The organism is Ramlibacter sp. (assembly GCF_013697775.1).
GTDB lineage: Bacteria > Pseudomonadota > Gammaproteobacteria > Burkholderiales > Burkholderiaceae_C > Ramlibacter.
The window spans coordinates 1-3983 of record NZ_JACCWG010000006.1; the positions used below are offsets into that span (position 1 = coordinate 1).

Annotated in this window: 5 protein-coding genes and 1 pseudogene; 4 read left to right on the plus strand and 2 right to left on the minus strand. The window is 70.9% G+C overall.

Annotation, left to right across the window (positions count from 1 at the left end; translation table 11 throughout):
• Positions 1-239: LysR family transcriptional regulator (locus tag H0U68_RS00525; protein ID WP_296352072.1), on the minus strand; the 239-nt coding region annotated here is incomplete at its 3' end.
• Between the two features lie 115 nt (positions 240-354).
• Between H0U68_RS00525 and H0U68_RS00530 the strand changes: the two are divergent.
• Positions 355-756, plus strand: a pseudogene (locus tag H0U68_RS00530) (nuclear transport factor 2 family protein).
• Between the two features lie 38 nt (positions 757-794).
• Here the strand turns inward: H0U68_RS00530 and H0U68_RS00535 are convergent.
• Positions 795-1460, minus strand: coding sequence for a hypothetical protein (locus H0U68_RS00535; RefSeq protein WP_296352074.1), 666 nt, complete (start codon positions 1458-1460; stop codon positions 795-797).
• A 76-nt stretch (positions 1461-1536) separates the two neighbouring features.
• On the opposite strand from H0U68_RS00535, the gene H0U68_RS00540 reads away from it, so the two are divergent.
• The 3 genes from H0U68_RS00540 to glcE form a co-directional block, all read left to right on the plus strand.
• Positions 1537-2391 carry an aldose 1-epimerase gene (locus tag H0U68_RS00540; protein ID WP_296352076.1) on the plus strand — a complete coding sequence of 285 codons (855 nt, stop codon included), beginning with the start codon at positions 1537-1539 and terminating at the stop codon, positions 2389-2391.
• Positions 2388-3314 (plus strand): SMP-30/gluconolactonase/LRE family protein, encoded by a 927-nt coding sequence (locus H0U68_RS00545; RefSeq protein ID WP_296352080.1) that lies wholly within the window; start codon positions 2388-2390, stop codon positions 3312-3314. Before H0U68_RS00540 ends, H0U68_RS00545 begins: the two co-directional genes overlap by 4 nt.
• 23 nt (positions 3315-3337) lie before the next feature.
• A partial coding sequence (gene glcE, locus H0U68_RS00550) for a glycolate oxidase subunit GlcE (RefSeq protein ID WP_296352082.1) occupies positions 3338-3983 on the plus strand: 646 nt, incomplete at its 3' end.

The following is a 3983-nucleotide window of genomic DNA, read 5'->3' on the forward strand; positions in this document are numbered from 1 at the left end:
AGGCTGGAGAACGATTCGCGCACGGCTGCCAGCAGCAGCGCGCCTTGCGGCGTCAGGGCCAGGCCGCGCGCCTGCCGCACGAACAGCGCGCAGCCGTAGTGCTGCTCGAGCAGCAGCACCTGGCGGCTCACCGCGCCCTGCGTCAGGTGCAGCGCGGGCGCCGCGGCGGTGAAGCTGCCGCTCTCGGCGGCGGTGGCGAAGGCTTGCAGGTTGTGCAGTGGCGGCAGGTGGTTCGGCATGGGGTGGATCAAGCCATGCGCCGGGCGCATGGCTGTGCGTCAAACGTTTCGCTGGTTGGCGGCGATTTTCACCGTTAGCATGGCCCTGATTCTCAACCAACCCATGCGCCACACGATGACCTTGCACCCCGATGCCGCTCGGCACGCCGAGACCATCCGCCGCTACCTCGCCTGCCTGGAGGCCAGCGACGTTGCCGGCCTCACCGCGCTCTTCGCGCCCGACGCCGAGGTGGACTCGCCGTTCCTCGGCCGCATGCGGCCCGAGCCCTTCTTCACCAAGGTGCGCGATGCATCGGGACAGAGCCGCATCGAGACGCACGACATCCTGGTGAGCGCGGCAGGCCATGCGCGCGCCACCGGCTACTTCACCTACCACTAGCAATTGAAGGACGGGACGCAGGTCCGCTTCGCCTGCGTGGACGTGTTCGAGTTCGGCGCCGACAGCCGCATCGCGCACATGGCGATCGTGTACGACACGCACCCGATCCGCGCCGACGTGGGCGACAAGTACGCGTGAAGAACGCTTGAGGAAAGCCTGAAGGACGGCGGTCGCGCCTAGGCGAGCACGTCCAGCACCAGCTGCGCGGCACCCTCCATGCGGTGCACGCGCACCCCTTCGGCTTCTGCCAGCAGTTCCACGTCGTCCCACTCGATCAGCCGGTACGGCTGGTTGCCGGGAAAGCCGGGTTCGCCGGCGCTTTGGCGCAGCTGCAGCGTGAGCGCCACGGCATCGCCGCGCGGCTCGGCCGTGAGGATCACGTCGGCGGGGGAGGCGGCGCGGTCGGTGAGCGCCAGCAGGGCGGCGGGCAGCACCTGCCGCAACGCGCCGCGCGACACCTGCTGCGGTGCAGCATCGACGTGCTCGGCCAGGGCGAAGCCGCGGAAGCTGAAGCTGCTGCGCAGCAGGTCGACGCATTCGCGCACGCCGTCCTGCAGCGCCACGTGGTCGCCCGGCTCGGGCGCCAGCCAGCTCACCACGTCCAGGCAGGCCTGCACGGCGGCGCGCGACAGCGTGTGCACCTTGTCCATGCTGTCGCGGATCTGCGCGAGCGGCGGCGCGGGCTGCTGCAGCCGGCGCTCCAGCAGTTCGGTGATCAGGCCCATCGGCTGCAGGTGCACCACCAGCTGGTGCCGCATGGCCAGCGTCAGGCGGCGAAGCAGTGCGTAGCGCGCCGCTTCCAGGCGTTGCTGCTCGACAGCATGCCGGACGTTCATTTGCATGCGGGGATGTTAGCCGGTGCAGACGGACGGCGGTGCATGCCGCACAATGGACGGGCAGACTTTCGGGAGAGCTGTCATGGTGTCATTGCAGGCCGGCGCACTGCGCTGTGAGATCGAACCGCAGCTGGGCGGCTGCATCAGCGGGTTCTGGATGGGCGACGTGCCCGTACTGCGCTCCACGCCGGCGCAGCAGCTGACGTCGGTGCGCCAGGCCGGCAGCTATCCGCTGGTGCCGTTCTCCAACCGGGTGGCGCAGGCGCGGCTGGACTATATGGGCACGCAGTATCCGCTCATGCCCAACAACGGCGACGAGCCGCACGCGATCCACGGCGTCGGCTGGCAGCGGCCCTGGCGCGTGCTGGAGCAGGACGACCGCTATGCGCTGCTGGCGTACGAGCACGCGCCCGACCCGAGCTGGCCCTTCGCCTTCGATTGCTCGCAGGCGTTCCGGCTGCGCGAAGGCGCCCTGGGCATGACGCTGTCGGTCACCAACCAATCCAACCAGCCCGCGCCGGCGGGCCTGGGCTGGCACCCGTATTTCGTCAAGCGCGAGCGCAGCCGCATTTCGTTCGAGGCCACCGGCCGCTGGGAGATGGGCGGCGACAAGCTGCCCACCGCGCACAAGCCGGCGCACGGGCTGGACGCCGACTGCGCGTTCCTCGACGTGGACAACTGCTACGACGGCTGGGACGGCGTGGCGCACCTGCGCGACGAGCGGCTGCGCGTGCGCGTGCGCAGCAACCTGTCGCGGCTGGTGGTGTTCACCAACGACACGCGGCCCTACATCGCGGTGGAGCCGGTGAGCCACGTCAACAATGCGATCAACCTGCACGCGGCGGGCCTGTCGGCCGACGCGCTCGGCCTGTGCGTGCTGCAGCCGGGCGAGTCGCTGACGGCGCAGTGCACCATCGAGGTGGAGGCCGCCCGATGAACTGGCAGGCGGTGGTGGAGGAGCCCGACACGCTGGGCGAATCGCCGTTCTGGCATGCCGCGGAGCAGCGGCTGTATTGGGTCGACATCGACGGCAGGCGCATCCGCCGCTGCAATGCGGACGGCGGCGCGCCCGAGGAATGGCCCATGCCGACGGAGCCGGGCTGCATCGCGCCGGCCGCCGCGGGCGGGCTGGTGATCGCCTTGCGCGACGGCGTCTACCGCGCGCGCAGCTGGGGCGCCGCGCTGCAATGCATCGCGCGCTTCAACCATGACCCCGCTATCACGCGCTTCAACGACGGCAAGGCCGACCCACTCGGGCGCATGTGGGCCGGCACCATGTACGAACCCCGCGACGCCAGCAAGGGCGAGCTCTACAGCATCGACTGCCGCCCCGACAACGGCCAGCAGGGCGTGCCCGGCGTGCAGCTGAAGGCGCAGAACAACATCATCGCCAACGGCTTGGCGTGGTCGCCCGATACGCGCGTGCTGTACTGGGCCAACACCACCCGCCACGTGGTCCATGCCTGGGACTGGGACGCGGCGACCAACGCCTTGCGCCACCAGCGCGTGTTCCACGAGTTCGCTGGCAAGCCCTCCGGCTGGCAGCCCGGCGACCCCGGCTACGGCGGCCGCCCCGATGGCGCGGCGGTGGATGTGGAGGGCAATTACTGGGTCGCGATGTTCGAGGGCCAGCGGCTGGTGAAGCTCTCGCCCGCCGGCGCCGTGCTGCAGGAGTTCCCGCTGCCGGTGCGCTGCCCCACCATGCCGTGCTTCGGCGGCGAGAACCTGCGCACGCTGTACGTCACCAGCGCCACCCACAAGCGGTCCGCCGAGGAGCTGTCGCAGCTGCCGCTGTCGGGCCGTCTGATCGCGATGCAAGTGGACTCGCCCGGGCTGCCCGTCAATTTCTTTATCGACTGACGGGCGCGCCTTACCATCCTGGGATGCACCCGGGCCTGAACGACACCATCGAGCGCATCCGCGCTGCGGCCGCGGCGCACACGCCGCTGCGCATCCGCGGCGGCGGCAGCAAGGATTTCTACGGCGAACGGCTGCAAGGCGAGGTGCTGGACACCGCGCCGCTGGCCGGCATCGTGAGCTACGAACCCAGCGAACTGGTGGTCACGGTGCGCGCCGGCACGCCGCTGGCGGAGCTGGAAGCGGTGCTGGCGGCAAGCGGGCAATGCCTGCCGTTCGAGCCGCCGCACTTCGGTCCCGGCGCCACCGTCGGCGGCATGGTGGCCGCCGGCCTGTCCGGCCCGGCGCGCGCCAGCGCCGGCGCCGTGCGCGATTACGTGCTGGGCTTGAGCCTGGTCAACGGCAAGGGCGAGCTGCTGGCGTTCGGCGGGCAGGTGATGAAGAACGTGGCCGGCTACGACGTGTCGCGCCTCATGGCCGGCGCGCTCGGCACGCTGGGCCTGATCGCGGAGGTCAGCCTCAAGGTGCTGCCGGTGGCGCCGGCCGAGGCGACGCTGGTGTTCGCGCTGCCGCAGGCCGAGGCGCTGCGGCGGCTGAACGCCTGGGGCGGCCAGCCGCTGCCGCTCAACGCCAGCCGCTGGGAGCAGCGCGACGGCAAGCCCACGCTGCACC

What these genes read in the sequence shown, in the direction of transcription:
- H0U68_RS00535 (WP_296352074.1), bottom strand. Translation starts at nt 1,460, where the DNA reads ATGCAAATGAACGTCCGGCATGCTGTCGAGCAGCAACGCCTGGAAGCG.
- H0U68_RS00540 (WP_296352076.1), top strand. Translation starts at nt 1,537, where the DNA reads ATGGTGTCATTGCAGGCCGGCGCACTGCGCTGTGAGATCGAACCGCAG.
- H0U68_RS00545 (WP_296352080.1), top strand. Translation starts at nt 2,388, where the DNA reads ATGAACTGGCAGGCGGTGGTGGAGGAGCCCGACACGCTGGGCGAATCG.